This window comes from Corynebacterium sp. HMSC074C03, assembly GCF_001838285.1.
In the GTDB taxonomy this organism is placed as follows: Bacteria; Actinomycetota; Actinomycetes; order Mycobacteriales; family Mycobacteriaceae; genus Corynebacterium; species Corynebacterium amycolatum.
On record NZ_KV836203.1, the window covers coordinates 12,487 to 27,793 of the forward strand.

Sequence of the window (15,307 nt, forward strand, 5' to 3'; positions counted from 1 at the left end):
GCGTAAACTAAGGCAAGCCTACCCTCCGCGTATTGGTAAGGGCAATAAATGCCCCTGCCGAGGTGGGGAGGGGAGCTTTCTAGTCTGCTGCCTCTGCGACGCTCATGAGATAAGAGATAGTCATGCGTTTGATTTCCTGCACCGTCAGCTCGTAATGAGCTTCCCGCTCAGCATCGCTTCCCGGATGGTCCACCGCATAATTCAGCAGGGCGTACGTGGCGTTAATCATGAGGTCGGAGATGAAGTTCAGTTCCGCATCGCTTGACGACGGCACCAGCGGGCGCAGCACTTTTGAAATCTCGTTGACCAGACGTGACTTCGTATCTTCTGCAGTCGCGCGGGTGGCGGGCGTTGATTGAACAGCCAGCCACACGGCTCTTCTAGAAACGTCCTCGCGCCAGAGTTTTGCCAGGTGATCGATGAACTCCGAGAGAAACTCCGGCCATTTCAGGGTGGGGACTGTTTCGCCGAAGCGTGAGACTTCCTCGATGACGGCCTCGGTGTCCTGACGGTCGAGCTCGCAGATCATCACATACTTGTTTGCGAAGAATTGGTAGAGCGTACCAATGGGGATATCTGCGATGCGAGCGACTTCGTCGAAAGTGAAAGACTCAAACCCGTGCTCGATGAGCACGGTGCGTGCCGAGCTGAGCATGCGTGCGTACCGCTCTCGGCTGCGTTGCTGAGCTGGGGTGCGACGGGGACGAAGAATGTTTGGTGCGTCCTGGGATTGAGTCACTACTACGAAACCGTCTACTCGTGATGATATGAGATGAGAGTTTGGGGCGGGGGCCAGAGCAGGCCTTGCGGCCAGCTAGCTGTCGAAAGCCTGTGATTCCACGCCCAAATCACGCAGCACCCGCTGGACGTGCCCCTTGGCACGAACGTTGTACCAGGCCTTTTCAATTTCTCCTTCGGCATTAACCAGGAAAGTCGAGCGGATGACGCCCTGGACAACCTTGCCGTAGTTCTTCTTCTCGCCGAAAGCGCCGAACGCGGTCATGGTTTCTTTGTCCGGATCGGACAGGAGGGTGAAGTTCAAGCCGTGGTCCTCACGGAACTTGGCGAGTTTTGCCGGCTTGTCCGGAGAAATACCTACGACTGGAATGCCGGCATCGTTCAGGGCTGCGGATTCATCGCGGAAGTCGCATGCCTCAGTGGTGCAGCCTGGGGTGTTGGCCCGCGGGTAGAAGTAAATCAGCACGGGCTTGCCCGCGTAGTCCGACAGAGAAACCTGCTCTTCGGCGTCGTTGAGAAGAGTAAACGCTGGGGCAGGATCGCCAGCTTCCAGTCGGATGTTGTTCTGGCCGTATTCTTTGTCGCTGGAGGAAGAAGTAGTCATGGCTTAATCGTATCGACTCTGGAGCGGTGCGTGGCGACTCTGAAGCAACGCGTTGAGTTTTTCCCCGTGCTCGCCCACGTTGCTTTAGCGGAAGTGTTAGTCTTTTAGGCGAACAATCACTTTAGATATTCAACTTTTTAGGGAGTTTACGTGGCTCGCAGCATTGAAGATATCCAGCGCGATATTGAGCGTAACCGTAACCAGCTCGCCCGTACTCTGGATGAGCTAACCGTGCGAACGAATCCGAAGAACGTTGCGGATGACGCAAAGACCCGTGTTTTCGATGCTCTGAATGAGCCTAAGGTGCAGGCAGCACTGGGTGTTGTTGCCGCACTCGTTGTTGGCGGCATCGCAATGGGCATTCGTCGTAACCGCAATCGCAGCAAGGAAATCGACCGCATTCGCGAGATGATTGAGACTGCTGCTAAGTAGTTTTCAGTAATTAGCGCACGTGCTTCGGGTGGTTACCTGGGGTCGTGCGCTTTTGCGTATCTAATCCCTATGTGAGTCAGGCGTGGGGCGCAAGTTGGCGACTGCGCTTGTTGCGCAACAAAAAGACCGGGAGGGTATTCTACCTTCCCGGCCTGTATTGTGCGCCATCAGGGACTCGAACCCCGAGAGGTTTTAAGCCACTACCAGACGCGCATCAGCGCAGGTAGAGACGTTTTTAGCAGGTTCTCTGTTCTAGGGAAAACAGTAGCACACAGCCGTGTGCCCAATTTGTGCCCAATTACAGAGAGGTAGAGTCAATGAAGATCGCAATCCGGGACATGATGAAGCATGACAACATCACCCTGGGAGACGTGGAAGACGGTCTCATTATCGAGGTTGCAAGCACCGTGCACGCCCGCATTCATGACGGTGTTCTGTTCGTGTCCTGTGACGCTGAAGCAAGCCCGACGGCGGTAGGTATGTCCGTGGTGCAAGAGGTTGTACAACACACCGGGGCGGCTCTGAAGTTCGAGGCGGTTGTCGATTCGCCTGACTACCCTTCGGGCAAAGAAGTTATTGCCTGGTTGTCGTGATTACGCTGAGAACAAGGCAGAGATGACGTCGGTAGTACCGACACCATCGACCGTTTTACCAGGTCACAAGGCATAACAGGATGTAACGGCCGTGTCGTACTAGAAGACGGAGAGCCTTGGTTCGTTCTCAAGGACGTGTGTGAAGTTTTGGAGGTTAAGGCCTTCCACGTAAAGCCACGACTACAAAAAGATGACCTCGGTTCAACCGATATCACCGACCGTTTGGGCAGGTCACAACGGGTAACAACGGTGAATGAGTCTAGCCTAGATAGTTGTACACCGATTGGCGGCTAATACCGAAGTCGTTAGCTAGTTTGGTGACTGATACGCCCTCTGCCTTGAGCTTCTTGAGCTCTGCAACCCGTTCGGAATCAAGGGCCTTCTTGCGTCCCTTGTACTTGCCTTTAGCCTTGGCGATCGCAATTCCTTCCCGCTGGCGTTCCAGAATCATGGAGCGTTCAAACTCTGCCACAGCCCCAAGCATGGATAGAAGAAGGTTGTTCATCGGGGAGTCTTCTCCGGTGAAGGTTAGTGCTTCTTTGACGAACTCGACTCGGATTCCGTTGCTGGTTAGTTCCCTGACGGTGCGCCGAAGATCCTCGAGATTACGGGCTAGACGATCCATAGAGTGAACAACAATCGTGTCGCCTTCTCTGCAAAAGCCCATCGCGGCCTGAAGCTCCGGCCTGTTGGTGTCCTTGCCGCTAGCCTTGTCCTCAAAAACGCGGTCGAGTTCCACGCCCTCTAGTTGCCTATCGGTGTTCTGGTCTACGGTGCTAACTCGCTTGTACCCGATACGAAGCGCCTTGCTGGTCATTGTGTCCTGCCCTCTTTGTCTGCCATGCCGTGGTGTCCAAATAGACTCTAAGGCATTCCTGGACGTGTGTCAATAAATACACAAACCCACCTTATTTAGACGGGGTTTAGATGGAGGTCTACCTGTCCAACTAGGGTGTACCCCAGGTGCCCCTACCAGCGCCCGCAGTTGAAGGCTTCACCTACCAAATGGTAAAGTTAGCTATATGCGAACCAGTCAGCGCTCCGAGATCCTGGAAGCTGCCCTCCGCGTCATGAACGCAGCGGAGGGTGGCGACATTACCCTTGACGCAGTGACCCACGAGGCCGGGCTCACCAAACCGGGATTGCTATATCACTTCCGCAACCGCGACGTACTGCTCGCCGCGATCGTCGACCACGCTGCGGCCAACGTCGAGAACGACATGACTGCCACCCTTGGCAAGCCCCTCGAGAACGCCAACGCCACCGAGCGGCTCCTGAGCTACGTTCACGTCGCCGCCCACGGGGCCGCCAAGCGCGCCGAGTTCATCATCTGGGGCCAAGCGACGTATCGGCCCGAACTCACCGAACCGTGGACTACGCGGATGGGCCGCTGGCTCGAACTCCCGGACGATCTCGACGCCGCCACCCGAGCCAGGCTGACCACCGCCCGACTCGCCGCCGACGGACTCTGGGGCGCCCAGGCCACAGGTGTGTCCACCCTCCACGGCGCGGATCTCGAAGCCGTCGTCTCCAGCATTCGCTCCCTGATCGAAGGAACAACCCCATGAAGCAGTGGTTCCTGCTCGCTGGCGCCATCACTACCGAAGTGGCGGCGACGCTGTCTCTCAAGGCGGCGCTCAATCACCCATCCTGGTACATCGTGGTTGCTGCCGGATACATCGGCACTTTCGTCTTCCTCACCTTCTGCCTGCGCGAAGGAATGCAGATCGGCGTCGCCTATGGCATCTGGGGAGCCAGCGGGGTCGTGCTCGCCGCCGTGCTATCCGCCGCGATTTTCGGTGAACCTCTGACCGCTGTGATGGGTCTTGGAATGGTTGCGATCATCAGCGGTGTCCTCACCGTCGAACTCGGCTCCCAGAAAGCTCAGCAAACCGCAGCCCAGGAAGCAGGAGTCAACTCATGAGATGGATCTTCCTCGCAGGCGCCATCTTGTCCGAAGTCGTCGCGACCATGTCGCTACGAGCCTCCGACGGTGGCCGGGTGAAGAAATGGTTCATCGGCGTCATCGCGGGGTATCTCGTGGCGTTCGTCGCCTTAAGTCTCGCCTTGGCCGACGGCATGGCCCTTGGCGTCGCCTACGGCATCTGGGCAGCATCCGGCGTAGCTCTCACCGCGATCCTCGCCCGGGTCATCTTCCACGAACCCCTCACCCGAACCATGGCCCTCGGCATCCTCCTCATCGCCGTCGGAGTTCTCACCGTTGAACTCGGCGCCAACTTGGCGAACTGACGCATTTCCGCAGGTAAACCAGGCAGATTGGTGTGCTGCACCACGAGGCGCACAGACAAAGGCTCCCCAATGAGCGCCTGTGGGCCTAGCGTTGTGGATGTGATCACCTGTGTCGTCCACTACACCATCGACCCCGACCAGATCGCAGCCTTTGAACAGTTCGCCCGCGCTTGGATGCGGCATGTCGACGAACACGGCGGCACCCACCACGGGTACTACCTACCCGCGGAAGGTGTGAGTGACCGTGCGGAATCCCTGTTCAGCTTCCCCAGCCTGGCTGCCTACGAGCAGTACCGCACCTTGTTCGGCACCCACTCGGACTTCATCGCCGCTGACCGGATTCGAGACGAGTCCGAGTGCGTCCTGCGGTACGAGCGCACCTTCATGCGGCCGCTCCTACCCCAGGGACACTGAAAGGGACTCCGGCAGCACGCTCGGCACAACCCACAACGCCGCAGGTCAGCGCGTACAGATGGGTGTGCCCTACTTGGACACAGTGAGGAGTCTTCGGTGGCTACCTAGTACGGGGCACCCGGAGGGTGTGCAGGCAGTCTCCGGGGCAGCTCCCGGGTATGCCGGGGTGGCACGCCCCGGGGTAGGGTGCCCGGGCGTTAGGAGGTAGCTGGGCAGGCAGGCCCGGCGCGCTGGGCAGGTCTAGGGGCTTAGAGGTAGGCAGGACTACACGCAAGGGCGTGGCGTGAGTCCAGGGTCTGCATATAGTAGGGGCGCGCATGGCGGCGTGTGTTGTGTAGTGAGGCTGGACAATCCACCGGAGTCGAAGGAGGCGGGTGCTGCATGTGACCCACGGGGGTTATCCCCACCCCGTGCATGGGCACCGTACGTGATAGCGGGTGTCCTCCCGTGTACGGGTTGCAGGGTCGATAGAACGTGACGTTCCTCACAATCCCCGGTTTATATTTTGACACGACAAAACGCCCTACGGTAAGATGGTAGGGCTGGGATTTTTGTATCTCGGTATCGTTGTTTGAAGAACTGAACAGTGTAGCCACCGCGCCCGGTGACGTAGATAACCAAGGGAGGATTGTATGGATTTATAGAAAAAGGCACACCAAAGTAATGCGGAAATATACGCGGTCTAGCCACCGCGCCAATCGCCTCACAACAGGCAGTAAGGACATTATGACGGGACTTAAGAAAGAAGTCAAGCAACTACAGGAGTTCTACGCACTCCAGGGAAAAAGGGTCTGCAACGCTTGCAACGATGTTCTGGCGCTTTGTGGAGACAACTTCACGAAGGACAAGAAGGGCTTAGGCGGGTTTATGTCCCGTTGTAAGCGGTGCACCAACGCAGCAGCGAAGCAGCGGGCTAAGTCCGGGTACGGCTTCGGGTACTCGTTAGAAAACGGGTTCACTCGGGCTAAGGCGATGGGGCGTAAAGCGTGGAGGGTCACCGAGCCACAGCTAGTAAAGCACCTCCGGAACCAACGCAACCACGACCCGGAGAATTGCTACTACACCGGGGTGACTCTCCAGACCCAGGACAGCAGCAACAGGGCGACCTACAGGCACCTAGAGCACATCGTTCCGCTGAGTAAAAAGGGGTCGATGCACCGGGTGGGCAACCTTGCGCCCTGTAGTGCAGTGTTTAATACATGGAAGGCAGACCAACCGGCGCATATCGCAGTGTTAAAAGCACCGGAGCACCTGCAAGCTACAACGTGTTACCTGGGCTGTGTAGACGGCTTTGCACAAGCCGACGCTAACGGCAATCCCGATGTCCCTGGACAGTTAGTCACCTGGGAGCCTAACGGGTGCGATCAGCCGCCACGGGAGATGAGCCTAGAAGAGGCCAAGGCAATCCTGAGCTAGACCGGACAGCGGTCACACCACCACCACCGGGGAAACTACAGCGGGCATCGCTGCAAGTCCCCGGCTTACCAAAGGAAAAACAATCACCAACTACATCGACAACGACGGCAATCTGACGGACCTGGGGGAGCGCTCACTAGCACTTCACAATCTGGGGGCCGTGCGGCTCGGAGATATGCAAGAGGTATCTCACAAAGACTTTTGGATTATCGAAGGGGCATTAGCCAAGCAGGGCACCACGTACGTTTACGGCATGTCCAAGATGGGAAAGTCCTTCTTCATCTCACAGGTCATTAACGCAGCCTTACAAGGCACCGACTTATTAAACTTACGCACCTACGAAAAAGTAGACAGCGTTCTAATTCTCACCACCGACGCAGGCAGCGACCTGGAATACAAGATGCGATTAGACGCACTGGGGACAGACCCGGAGCGGGTCTATATCCGCAAACTAGATACAGCGACCTCCGAGGTGCCTTGGGAGGACATAGCCGGGGACGCAAACACAATCGGCTTCGGTCTCGTTGTCGTAGATCACGCCACAGCTCTCGTAGAGGGCGAAATCAACTACCGAGAAGGCTGGGTAAGGTTGTACGAGCACCTAGCAAGGTTTAACGCCCCAACGGTGTTGGTGGGCCACTCTACAGATTCCAGGCAAGAAGGCAAGCAGATTAAGCGACCGGCGGGGAACGCGGCTGCAACTCAGTTCGCACGGGCCAGAGTGTTTTTAAACGCGCCGGGCGGTCTCGTGCAGTCTCCTAAGCGAGTTCTTGAGTTCCAGGCCAATAATGCAGAGGTTGAACCGATTCACTGTGTGAAGGATAAACACGGCTTCTTGGTTGTTGATTCCGAAGTTCCGAAGGAGTCCACGAAGAAGCGCCAACGCAGTGAACAGGCCAAAGACTTAAATGCCCTAGTACGTGACCTTGCAACGAAGGCACCCCGAGGGTTGAACAAATCCAAGGCAGCTCGTTGCGTGAGAGAACAGTTATTGAACGTTCACGGTATCGAACGTGAAGAAGGTTCCATTAGAAACATCTTGAATCGGTCGGAGTCGCTTGCTTGGAACGAGGAGACAGGAGGTTGGGAGGCGGTGTAGAGTTGCATTTTTAATGTGCAAACTCGTGTGCAACTTTCTTGTATATCCGCAGGTCACAGGGTTGCATTTTGCATTTTGCACCCCCTAGGGAGGCTCACCCCGTGCAAGTATTCCTTTTAACGGGAGGCTTACGGCCTCCCTTCTTAGGAGGAGTGAAGAAACCAAAAGGGCGGCTTATTGCCGCCCGGTCACGATAAGAGGCCCTTTAGGGGCCTTGAAAAGGGGCGAACAGCCCCGGTCGTGATTGTTTCTGTGCTTGGTTGTTTCTCTAAGGAGGCTTCTAAAGCCTTCGTTGGTCTAACTCGTTCCCGGCGTAGGTGCCCAACACCGGAGCCGGTTGTTACCGTCGTAGGGGGCGAAGCAATAAGCGGAGTCCCCGGAGGATCCCTACAGTTACCAGAGGAAACAGTAATGGAGAGACCGGCCCGCTTGGGCGGGCTGGGTTGTCTCTCCTAGTCTTCTAGATTCACCGAAGACATAAGCGCATTAGCGCGCCGCTGCCTAGCTCTCATGTACGTGTTCACGATGGTGGACACGTCTTCTTGACCGAGGATTAAACCAATCTCCCTTGGAGTGGCCCCGGCTTCAGCAAGCCGGGTGATAAGGTACACACGCCCGTAGTGGGGCGTGAGATCGTCTTCAATCCCGGCTTTATCCTTGGCTCGATAGAAGATTGATCTGTACGACGTATCAAACACCACAGCACCGTTGTCGGTCTCTGTTGCGTAGCCCTCCGGGCGTGGCTGATACGTGGCTAGATGCTCGGTAATGATGTGCTGAAACTCTGGCATGATCGGTACGGTTCTATAGCCCGCTTGTGTCTTGGGCGGGTGGAGTTCCATCTTCACACCACCTTTGCCGTTAGGCACCCTGGCTAGGGTTCCTTCGATTATCACCTTGTCCGGAAAGACGTGTTTGCCGTGCAGGGCTAGGGCTTCTCCCAACCGAAGGCCGTGGAACAGGCACAACACCGTAATGAGCCGGTAGCGGTGTGGAACGTGTTCCAAGATTGCCCGAAACTGTTCAGTGGTTGGCAGTTCCTTCCGCTTACTTTGCGGTTTGCGAGACGCAACCCTGACGTGAACCGGGTTTGAAGTGAGATAGCCGTATTCGACAGCCAGATTCATGATTGTTCGGAGCTTTTGATACGCCCGGTGATTGCGGTAAGCGGTATCGGGAAAAGCTTCTACGGTGTCCTGCCACCACGCGGCAACCTTGCGAGGGGTTAGTTTATCCACCGGGGTAGAGGCAAGCCGCTCATGCCCTAGTATTCGGAGGTTAACTACTTCCTTGTAAGCCCGGAGCGTGGTGTTTCGTACGCCCGGCGCGATTAGCTGGAGCCAGTGGTGTGTTAGCTCACCGACAGTAGGGACAGTTTCCTTTTCGGTGTTTGGTGATTCCCAAGCGCCTAGGTCGATCGCCTTCTTGTTTTCGGCTAACCATGCGAGCGCGCTTAGTTTGTCCGGAAACGTGGAGCTGTACCGCTTACCGTCCGGTGCAGTGTATCGAGCTTGGTATCGCCCGCTTTTCAGTAGCCGTAAACTACCGAAGTTTTGTGCCCAATTCGTGCCCAATGTGTGCCCTTTAGAGGTCATTTCCCGGGGTACACGGGCGATTAATGTACCCTGGGCATGCTATTGTGAAAAACGCCCTGAACAGGGAGTTACCTCTAAAAACACCAAGGGCCAGACAGTAAAAACACTGTCTGACCTGGGCTTTTGTGCGCCATCAGGGACTCGAACCCCGAACCCGCTGATTAAGAGTCAGCTGCTCTGCCAGTTGAGCTAATGGCGCTTATTGTTTCCTGCTTGGCGCTCTCTTTGTGAGCTCCTCGCCGGCAACGAGAAGATATATAACCAGGTTTCTGATTGTTTGTAAAATCGGCTGGTCAGACGCTGTTTTTGAATTGATGTTTTTGCATGTTTTTGAAGGGTCTTGCGCAAGCGTTTGAAAAAAGTTCAAAAAAAGTTTGAAAATCCTCAAAGGGTGGGGGCTGTATCAAGGTCATCAACGCCGGGAGTGTGCATTGATGCCGTAGTTACGTTCGATGACGTTCGGCGGTGTTTAGTAGCGTCCGGTAACGTCCGGTGGCACTTTTGAATAGCGAACTGATTACTTTTCGGTAACACAGCCTCAAGGGTGCATCGTTTTCCCAGGTCGGTTGAAGTGCCCCGGTTTTTTGGGGTTGCACAGCATTTTTCCAAAGGGTTAACTGTAGGAACCGTTGGGCTACTTTGCGTGCTGCGCCCTGTGAAGAGTTGAAAACTGCGATTGGGCAGTCATTACGGCTTTTTCAATTAGGGCGGGCGTTTTATCGGCGGCTAGTGCCGTTGCAGGGTAGTCTGACGTTTTTCGAGGGCGCACCAGGGGCTGTAGCAGGACTCCGCTGTGCGTCACAGTGTGTCCCCGGGACTTACTACTTAATAATTGCACTGTTGGAGTGAAGCACGATCATGCGGCAATCTTTTAAGCGCCTGTCGATGGCGGTGGTGACATTTGCGGCCACCATTTCGCTAGCTGCTTGTACCGTCGGCGGAGATAATGCCGAGCAGCAAGAGACGGAGAAGCCAGACGTTGGTCTTGTCGCCAGTGTGAAGGACGATGCCACCGATGTTTCGGTGGTTGACCCGATTTCGGTTCAGGTGGAAGAGGGACATCGCCTGGACAAGGTTGTAATGACCAACCCTGAGGGCAAAGAGGTAAAGGGCAAGCTCGACTCCAGTGGTACCAAGTGGACCACTGCAGAACCCCTGGGCTACTCAAAGACCTATGAGATTAACGCCACCTCAGGAACAGAAAAGCTGGCTACTTCTTTCACCACCGTCGAGCCGACTTCTCAGGTGAATGGGTACCTGTCCCCGCTGGATGGTTCCACCGTGGGTGTCGGTCAGACTATTGCTGTGAAGTTCAGCGCGGGTATTTCGGACCGCAAGGCCGCTGAGGAAGCAATTAAGGTGACCACCGAGCCTAAGGTGGAAGGTGCTTTCTACTGGCTGAATAACAGTGAGGTGCGCTGGCGTCCAAAGGAGTACTGGAAACCGGGGACCAAGGTTACCGTGAAGTCCGATATTTACGGCACGGATCTCGGTGACGACATGTACGGTGCGGAGTCCGCCGAAACCAGCTTCACCATCGGTGATGAAGTCATCGCTATCGCTGATGATGCGACGAAGACCATGGTCATTAAGAAGAACGGTGAAGTCGTAAACTCCATGCCTATCTCTATGGGGTCGAATGTTCACCCGACTCCGAATGGCCAGTACATCATCGGTGATCGCAACGAGACTATGGTGATGGACTCCCGTACCTACGGCCTGTCTCTGGAAAACGGTGGCTACGTCACGCCGGTTAACTACGCAACGCAGATGTCCTACTCGGGTATCTACGTCCACGGTGCACCGTGGTCAACATGGGCACAGGGCAGCGTCAACCAGTCTCACGGCTGCATCAACGTCACTGACGCCAACGCTAAGTGGTTCCTGGACAACACTAAGCGCGGTGACATCGTGATTGTGAAGAATACGATTGGCGAGACGCTCTCCGGTGTTGATGGACTAGGTGACTGGAACATCCCGTGGGAGACCTGGAAGAAGGGCAACGCCGACGAGACCAGCTCTTGGTAGCCCCCTGTCCTCTAAGCGAGGCCATCACTTAAGTCACACGGGTTAGACCGCTTACTATTCACCCAACATTCCCAGCTCCTGCGCCCGAGCAACAGCCGCGGTGCGGGAGCTGACGTCTAGCTTGGTGAAAATATGCACCAGATGCGATTTCACAGTCGCTTCGGTGAGCACCAGCTGTTCTGCAATTTTTCTATTCGACATACCCCGCGCGACCAACTCGAGCACCTCGAGTTCGCGCGGGGTCAGTGCTGTATTGGGGTTGCGCATCCGCCCCATCAAGCGCCCGGCCACCTGTGTGTTCAGCACCGTTTCGCCACGGACGGCGCGACGGATGCCATCGATGAGTTCTTCCGGAGCGGCATCCTTCAGTAGATAACCAACTGCGCCAGCGGTGACAGCGCCGAGGACATCGGAGTCCGAAGAATAGTTGGTCACCACCAACACCTCCGGAGCCTTCACGCCGCGGCCGGCGAGTGCGCGGATGGCTGCGGTGGCATCAACTCCGCCTGCGCGGGAAGCGGTGCCAGGGGCCTCACCAAAGCGAAGATCCATGAGTACCAAATCGATGTGGTCGCAAGAGTCGTCGTCAAGCGATGCACGCACCTTCTCGACCGCGTCGTCACCGCTGGCAGCCTCGCCAACCACGACGATATCCGGCGCCGATTCAACGACGGCGCGAAGACCAGCGCGTACGATGGGATGATCGTCGGCGATGAGGACTCCGATGGGCTTGGTCACCTGGCTATCTCCTCGGGTGATGTGAATGGTCGTTTGCTACCTGCATACCAGGCGCGGGACTTTAAGAGGCGAGCTCGTGCGGGATGCTGACGCTGACACCGCAGCCGCGCCCAGGTTCCGACTCGATTGTGAAGGTGCCGCCGAGCTTTTCCACGCGTCGGCGCGCGTTGGCGATACCCACGCTGTCGTCGTTGGTTGGTGCGGTGGGGTCGAAGCCGATGCCGTTGTCGACGCAGTCGAGCAGAACCTCGTCGGGCTGATAGGTCAGAGTGACGCGGCAGCGCGTGGCGTGTGCATGCTTGACGACGTTCGCCAAGCTCGCCTGGGCCACCCTGATAATTGTGGCTTCGACGGTGGCCGGCAGTCGCGTGGGTGTGCCGTCGACGCAGAAGCTGACAGCATCGCCCAGCACCGTGGAGGAGCAGACTTTCTCCAACGCACCGGATAGGTCAGACCCTTCGAGGGGAGCCGGCTGAAGTGCTGCGATAATGCGTCGAGTCTCGGCGAGGTTGTCGGCCGCGACCTTGCGAGCGAGCTGCAGCGAGTCCACCGAGGCCTGGTCATGCTGAGTGGGAGCACTTTTCATGCGAGACTCCACCGAATGCAGCAGCAGCTGGATGGAGGAAAGTCCCTGCGCCACGGTGTCATGAATGTCGGCTGCGAGGCGTGCGCGTTCGTCCAGCTCACCGGCACGACGGGACAGTGCTTCCGAGTGGGCGCGGGCAGCCGAGAGCTCCTCCAGCGCCTTGGTCTTTTCGATAGTCTCCTTCTGCAGGAGCCGAAACCCCAGACCCACCGTGAGTACAAACGTCCCGCCCAGGATGGGGCCGAGGACACCACCAAATGTCAGCGGAGTATGGATAGCGATGGCGCCAATTGCCGTCGCCGTTGTCGCCGCCACCATGACTACAGCCGTAAGGCCGCCAGTGACCTGCAGAATTACGAAAAACAGTGGGAAAACCAGGAACGAGGCGTCGAGCGTCGCAAACGCCAACGCCGCCCAGCACAGCAGCAGAATCACCAGCCAGCCCAGCAGCAGGCCGCGCGGCTTCGTCAGCGCAACCTCGTTGGCAACGTTGCCATGGCGAGCCCGTCCGATTGGTCCGACCGAACCCGCAACATAAACCACCAGAAAGCACGCCGCGTAGGTGATGATTCGCCACTGCGGGTCCGGAACCACGCATACCGCCAGCAGCACCAGCACCAAAACGTCCAGGGCAAACCGCAGTATCTGCCAGCTGCGGTTCAGGGTCTCAGGAGTATCCACGCCCTCGAGCTTAGGACAGTTCCACCTGCCAAAACACCGCTGACAAGCCGGAATTGTCAACATCAACCGAAAGTTGGAGACGAAGTTCAACCTCCCTGGCGATTAAATCCTCCTTTGAATCCACGACCATAATGAGTATGTACCAGTCAATGAAAGAACTTCGAGCCGCTCCAGGCCGTGCTGCACTGATCACCATCACCGTCGGCATGATTGCTGTGATGGTCACCTTCCTCTCGGCTTTGGCTGCCGGCCTGTCCGCCCAGTCCGTCTCCGCACTTGACGAGGTCTACGGCAAAAACGACGCCGTCGTCATCTCTGAGGGGGCTACGTCGTTGTCGTCGTCAAGCATGGGCGAGTCGGTGCGTAAGAACGTCCGGACGTGGGCGAGCGATAACGGCGCAGACGTCCGCGATGTCTACGTCAGCCGTGCGCGCGTCAATGAAACGCCCGTCACCGTCATCTCCGACTTTTCGCTTAACGACGATCAGGTGGCCGTCACCGACGGTGTCAGTGAAACCGCCATTGCGGAAGGTGAATCGCTGACCCTGTCTGGCGCGATGGGCGACCACGAGACCACCGTTGCGCGCGTGGTGGGGGATAAGTGGCTGGATCACCAGGCAGTTATTTACGCAGGGCGCGGCGTGATGGAAGACCTGACGCCGGGGCAGATGGTTCCGGCGGCGATGGTTGTCGACGAGACTACGGCGCAGCTGCCGAATGTCCCGGAAGGAACCATTCTGCGCGACGGCGAGCGTAACAACCTGTCGGCGTCCTACCAGGGCGAGCAGACTTCTCTCAACGCGATGACCTCGATGCTATATGTGATCTCCGCGCTGGTAGTAGGTGCATTTTTCACCGTGTGGACCGTTCAGCGACTGCGTGGTGTGGCTATCTCATCGGCACTCGGTGCTTCCCGCTCCGTGCTGGTGGCTGACTCTCTGGCACAGGTCCTGGCCGTGCTGGCAATCGGAGTCGGCGGCGGCGTGGCGGTGACTGCAGCTGCAGGCTGGGCTCTGCAGAGCGGCAACGTCATGCCGATTGTGATCGATGCTTCCACGACCATCGTTCCGGGGCTCATTCTCGCTGTGACCGGCGTAGTTGGTGCGCTGCTGGCACTGGTGCCGGTATTTCGCGTCGACCCGACCACCGCACTGGCGAACGCATAGTGGCTCGTTAGAACGGCGGCTTCCCACAAAACCCGTACATCGCGTTAATCATGCGAAACCTGCACAACCAGCAACTGAGGAATTGAGGACAACATGACTACCTACATCGACAACAAGGCTCCCGTGGCACTGGCGCTGAAGAACATTTCGTTGACCGTCCAGGACGGTGAAAACAAGCGCACTATTTTGGATGACATCTCGCTGAAGATTCGAGCTGGCGAGGTAGTTGGATTGGTTGGTCCATCGGGTTCCGGTAAGTCGACTCTGTTGACCATCGCAGGTTGTTTGAAGAGCGCCGATACCGGACATGTCACTCTGTACTCCATCAAGCAGGACGCGAACGATGCCGGCGCGGACGAGAGTGCGGAAAGGACGGCCATTGACCTGAGCGCTCGCGGCGCGGATGCTGCCAAGGTTCGTCGCGAACATGTCGGTATCGTCTTCCAGCAGCCGAATCTTCTGCCAGCGCTGACGGTTAAGCAGCAGCTCATCGCAATGCGGCGGTTGGGCCGCGTCTTCGGTTGGCCCGCGGGTGGCCGTCGTGAAGCGGAAAAGCGCGCGGATGAGCTGCTAGAGGCAGTTGGCCTGGAAGGGCTTGGAGACCGTCGCGTAAGCCAGCTTTCCGGTGGTCAGCAGGCGCGCGTCAATGTTGCGCGGGCACTGATGAATGAGCCGGAAGTACTGCTAGTCGACGAGCCGACCGCGGCCTTGGATCAGAAGAGCGCAGGGGCCGTGACGCGACTGATTATGGATGTGACGCGGAAGATGGGGGTGGCCACGCTGTACATCACCCACGACCTGGGGCAGCTCCACGGCGCCGACCGAATCGTGGAGATGGTCGATGGCAAACTGCAGGCATCGGATGCAGGGCTGGTAGCTACTCGGTAGTCACTGCGTGAGCGGATGAGTGAGTGGGTGAGTGGGTGACTGGGCGGGGGGGTGTCCCTATGTTTTTGTCAAGTGCCAG

The 15,307-nt window shown here is 57.3% G+C and carries 18 protein-coding genes and 1 tRNA gene; 12 read left to right on the plus strand and 7 right to left on the minus strand.

Annotated features, from left to right (window positions below; translation table 11 throughout):
- Window positions 1-79: 79 nt before the first annotated feature.
- Both HMPREF2847_RS04180 and bcp read right to left on the minus strand, forming a co-directional pair.
- Window positions 80-739 (minus strand): TetR/AcrR family transcriptional regulator, encoded by a 660-nt coding sequence (locus tag HMPREF2847_RS04180; protein WP_070429773.1) that lies wholly within the window; start codon window positions 737-739, stop codon window positions 80-82.
- A 75-nt stretch (window positions 740-814) separates the two neighbouring features.
- Window positions 815-1,342, minus strand: a complete 528-nt coding sequence (bcp, locus tag HMPREF2847_RS04185) for a thioredoxin-dependent thiol peroxidase (protein WP_070851633.1) — start codon at window positions 1,340-1,342, stop codon at window positions 815-817.
- A 150-nt stretch (window positions 1,343-1,492) separates the two neighbouring features.
- Between bcp and HMPREF2847_RS04190 the strand changes: the two genes are divergently transcribed.
- The 3 genes from HMPREF2847_RS04190 (at window position 1,493) to HMPREF2847_RS11930 (ending at window position 2,661) form a co-directional block, all read left to right on the plus strand.
- Window positions 1,493-1,774, plus strand: a complete 282-nt coding sequence (locus HMPREF2847_RS04190; RefSeq protein WP_038628049.1) for a DUF3618 domain-containing protein — start codon at window positions 1,493-1,495, stop codon at window positions 1,772-1,774.
- Between the two features lie 317 nt (window positions 1,775-2,091).
- Complete coding sequence (locus tag HMPREF2847_RS04195; protein ID WP_070851634.1) at window positions 2,092-2,367, plus strand: hypothetical protein; 276 nt, start codon at window positions 2,092-2,094, stop codon at window positions 2,365-2,367.
- Between the two features lie 72 nt (window positions 2,368-2,439).
- The gene (locus HMPREF2847_RS11930; protein ID WP_371440730.1) at window positions 2,440-2,661 is read left to right on the plus strand and encodes a BRO family protein; all 222 of its coding nucleotides are present in this window, start codon (window positions 2,440-2,442) and stop codon (window positions 2,659-2,661) included.
- Here the strand turns inward: HMPREF2847_RS11930 and HMPREF2847_RS04200 are convergent.
- Complete coding sequence (locus tag HMPREF2847_RS04200) at window positions 2,627-3,184, minus strand: recombinase family protein (protein ID WP_070851635.1); 558 nt, start codon at window positions 3,182-3,184, stop codon at window positions 2,627-2,629. The two genes, HMPREF2847_RS11930 and HMPREF2847_RS04200, sit on opposite strands and share 35 nt — an antisense overlap.
- Before the next feature lie 205 nt (window positions 3,185-3,389).
- Between HMPREF2847_RS04200 and HMPREF2847_RS04205 the strand changes: the two genes are divergently transcribed.
- The 6 genes from HMPREF2847_RS04205 to HMPREF2847_RS04230 all read left to right on the plus strand — a co-directional run bounded on the left by HMPREF2847_RS04205 (window position 3,390) and on the right by HMPREF2847_RS04230 (window position 7,546).
- Window positions 3,390-3,935 carry a TetR/AcrR family transcriptional regulator gene (locus HMPREF2847_RS04205; protein WP_034997557.1) on the plus strand — a complete coding sequence of 182 codons (546 nt, stop codon included), beginning with the start codon at window positions 3,390-3,392 and terminating at the stop codon, window positions 3,933-3,935.
- Window positions 3,932-4,291, plus strand: a complete 360-nt coding sequence (locus HMPREF2847_RS04210; protein WP_048733039.1) for a DMT family transporter — start codon at window positions 3,932-3,934, stop codon at window positions 4,289-4,291. Before HMPREF2847_RS04205 ends, HMPREF2847_RS04210 begins: the two co-directional genes overlap by 4 nt.
- Window positions 4,288-4,617 carry a DMT family transporter gene (locus tag HMPREF2847_RS04215; protein ID WP_003849969.1) on the plus strand — a complete coding sequence of 110 codons (330 nt, stop codon included), beginning with the start codon at window positions 4,288-4,290 and terminating at the stop codon, window positions 4,615-4,617. Before HMPREF2847_RS04210 ends, HMPREF2847_RS04215 begins: the two co-directional genes overlap by 4 nt.
- A 99-nt stretch (window positions 4,618-4,716) precedes the next feature.
- Window positions 4,717-5,031 (plus strand): NIPSNAP family protein, encoded by a 315-nt coding sequence (locus HMPREF2847_RS04220; protein ID WP_174232238.1) that lies wholly within the window; start codon window positions 4,717-4,719, stop codon window positions 5,029-5,031.
- A 726-nt stretch (window positions 5,032-5,757) separates the two neighbouring features.
- Window positions 5,758-6,447, plus strand: a complete 690-nt coding sequence (locus HMPREF2847_RS04225) for a hypothetical protein (protein WP_141765050.1) — start codon at window positions 5,758-5,760, stop codon at window positions 6,445-6,447.
- A 160-nt stretch (window positions 6,448-6,607) separates the two neighbouring features.
- Entirely contained in the window at window positions 6,608-7,546 is a 939-nt protein-coding gene (locus HMPREF2847_RS04230; protein WP_141765051.1) for an AAA family ATPase, read from the plus strand.
- Between the two features lie 452 nt (window positions 7,547-7,998).
- Here HMPREF2847_RS04230 and HMPREF2847_RS04235 read toward each other — a convergent pair whose 3' ends face one another.
- Window positions 7,999-8,784, minus strand: coding sequence for a tyrosine-type recombinase/integrase (locus HMPREF2847_RS04235; protein ID WP_160310001.1), 786 nt, complete (start codon window positions 8,782-8,784; stop codon window positions 7,999-8,001).
- A gap of 483 nt (window positions 8,785-9,267) precedes the next feature.
- Window positions 9,268-9,340 (minus strand) — tRNA-Lys (locus HMPREF2847_RS04240).
- A 659-nt stretch (window positions 9,341-9,999) separates the two neighbouring features.
- On the opposite strand from HMPREF2847_RS04240, the gene HMPREF2847_RS04245 reads away from it, so the two are divergent.
- Window positions 10,000-11,169, plus strand: a complete 1,170-nt coding sequence (locus HMPREF2847_RS04245) for a L,D-transpeptidase (RefSeq protein WP_070851638.1) — start codon at window positions 10,000-10,002, stop codon at window positions 11,167-11,169.
- Window positions 11,170-11,223: 54 nt separating this feature from the next.
- On the opposite strand, the gene HMPREF2847_RS04250 is transcribed toward HMPREF2847_RS04245, so the two are convergent.
- Together HMPREF2847_RS04250 and HMPREF2847_RS04255 are read right to left on the minus strand one after the other, a co-directional pair.
- Window positions 11,224-11,907 (minus strand): LuxR C-terminal-related transcriptional regulator, encoded by a 684-nt coding sequence (locus tag HMPREF2847_RS04250; RefSeq protein ID WP_082149821.1) that lies wholly within the window; start codon window positions 11,905-11,907, stop codon window positions 11,224-11,226.
- 61 nt (window positions 11,908-11,968) lie between these two features.
- Entirely contained in the window at window positions 11,969-13,174 is a 1,206-nt protein-coding gene (locus tag HMPREF2847_RS04255; protein ID WP_048734866.1) for a sensor histidine kinase, read from the minus strand.
- 149 nt (window positions 13,175-13,323) lie between these two features.
- On the opposite strand from HMPREF2847_RS04255, the gene HMPREF2847_RS04260 reads away from it, so the two are divergent.
- Together HMPREF2847_RS04260 and HMPREF2847_RS04265 are read left to right on the plus strand one after the other, a co-directional pair.
- Complete coding sequence (locus HMPREF2847_RS04260) at window positions 13,324-14,340, plus strand: FtsX-like permease family protein (RefSeq protein WP_048734906.1); 1,017 nt, start codon at window positions 13,324-13,326, stop codon at window positions 14,338-14,340.
- 93 nt (window positions 14,341-14,433) lie between these two features.
- On the plus strand, window positions 14,434-15,228 hold the full coding sequence (locus HMPREF2847_RS04265) for an ABC transporter ATP-binding protein (protein WP_048734869.1): 795 nt from the start codon (window positions 14,434-14,436) through the stop codon (window positions 15,226-15,228).
- Window positions 15,229-15,307 lie beyond the last annotated feature (79 nt).

What these genes read in the sequence shown, in the direction of transcription:
- bcp (WP_070851633.1), bottom strand. Translation starts at nt 1,342, where the DNA reads ATGACTACTTCTTCCTCCAGCGACAAAGAATACGGCCAGAACAACATC.
- HMPREF2847_RS04195 (WP_070851634.1), top strand. Translation starts at nt 2,092, where the DNA reads ATGAAGATCGCAATCCGGGACATGATGAAGCATGACAACATCACCCTG.
- HMPREF2847_RS04200 (WP_070851635.1), bottom strand. Translation starts at nt 3,184, where the DNA reads ATGACCAGCAAGGCGCTTCGTATCGGGTACAAGCGAGTTAGCACCGTA.
- HMPREF2847_RS04205 (WP_034997557.1), top strand. Translation starts at nt 3,390, where the DNA reads ATGCGAACCAGTCAGCGCTCCGAGATCCTGGAAGCTGCCCTCCGCGTC.
- HMPREF2847_RS04210 (WP_048733039.1), top strand. Translation starts at nt 3,932, where the DNA reads ATGAAGCAGTGGTTCCTGCTCGCTGGCGCCATCACTACCGAAGTGGCG.
- HMPREF2847_RS04215 (WP_003849969.1), top strand. Translation starts at nt 4,288, where the DNA reads ATGAGATGGATCTTCCTCGCAGGCGCCATCTTGTCCGAAGTCGTCGCG.
- HMPREF2847_RS04225 (WP_141765050.1), top strand. Translation starts at nt 5,758, where the DNA reads ATGACGGGACTTAAGAAAGAAGTCAAGCAACTACAGGAGTTCTACGCA.
- HMPREF2847_RS04245 (WP_070851638.1), top strand. Translation starts at nt 10,000, where the DNA reads ATGCGGCAATCTTTTAAGCGCCTGTCGATGGCGGTGGTGACATTTGCG.
- HMPREF2847_RS04260 (WP_048734906.1), top strand. Translation starts at nt 13,324, where the DNA reads ATGAAAGAACTTCGAGCCGCTCCAGGCCGTGCTGCACTGATCACCATC.
- HMPREF2847_RS04265 (WP_048734869.1), top strand. Translation starts at nt 14,434, where the DNA reads ATGACTACCTACATCGACAACAAGGCTCCCGTGGCACTGGCGCTGAAG.